This window comes from Alcanivorax sp. HI0044 (genome assembly GCF_001634945.1).
The window spans coordinates 1-957 of the sequence record NZ_LWEZ01001752.1; the positions used below are offsets into that span (position 1 = coordinate 1).

Genomic DNA, 957 nt, shown 5'->3' on the forward strand with positions numbered 1-957 from the left:
TGCTTTTCAGCATCTTCCAGGCTCATGGCAGAGGTATACTGGAACGGCATCATCACCGCCTCTACCCGTTCCGGGCCCAGGGCATCCACCGCCACCGCCAGCGTCAGGGCGGAATCAATACCACCGGACAGCCCCAATAACGCGCCTTTGAAACCGTTTTTGTTCACATAATCGCGGGTCGCCAACACCAGCGCCTGGTACATGCCCTCCTCCGGCCCGGGTAACGGCAACGCCTCGCCACACGGCTCGCAGTGCCCGCTCTGGCACTGCACATCCACGGGCACCAGTGCTTCGGAAAAGCTGGCCGCCTGCACGCAGCGCGCACCCTTGCTATCACAGACAAACGAGGCACCATCAAACACCAACTCATCCTGCCCACCAACCAGGTTGCAATACAGCACCGGCAATCCGGTTTCCCGGCTGCGGGCTTGTACCTGGGCAAAACGCTCCTCGGCCTTGTTGGTGCGGTAAGGGGAGGCATTCAAGTTCAGGATCAGGTCGGTACCCGCCTGCTGTAACTGGGCCGCCGGGCCATCGTGCCAGATGTCTTCACAAATGGTGATACCCAACGTCCAGCCATCGATATCAAAGGTGCAGGCATCGGTGCCCGGCTGGAAATAGCGTTTTTCGTCAAATACCCGGTAATTGGGCAAGTGCTGCTTGAAATACTCATGGCGAGGACCAGACTCCCCCGGGAACACCACTCCAGCCGCATTACGGCGGTGCCCGTTGCGTACCGCCGGATAGCCCAACACCACCGGCACCGAAATCGCCGCGCCAATGTCGGCCAGCGCCGCATCGACCCGGCTATTCAGGCTGGGCCGCAGCAACAGGTCTTCCGGCGGGTAACCGGTGAGCATCAGCTCCGGGAACAGCACAAGGTCCGCTCCCAGCAATCGGCGAGCTTCGTCTGCCGCGGCAATAACGCGCTGGGCATTCCCTTCGATATCGCCCACC

Annotated in this window: 1 protein-coding gene; it reads right to left on the reverse strand. The window is 61.2% G+C overall.

The genetic code is table 11. The features are described 5' to 3' along the window. A partial coding sequence (locus A3730_RS26255) for a nitrilase-related carbon-nitrogen hydrolase (RefSeq protein ID WP_304439538.1) occupies positions 1-956 on the reverse strand: 956 nt, incomplete at its 3' end. Between the last annotated feature and the right edge of the window lies 1 nt (position 957).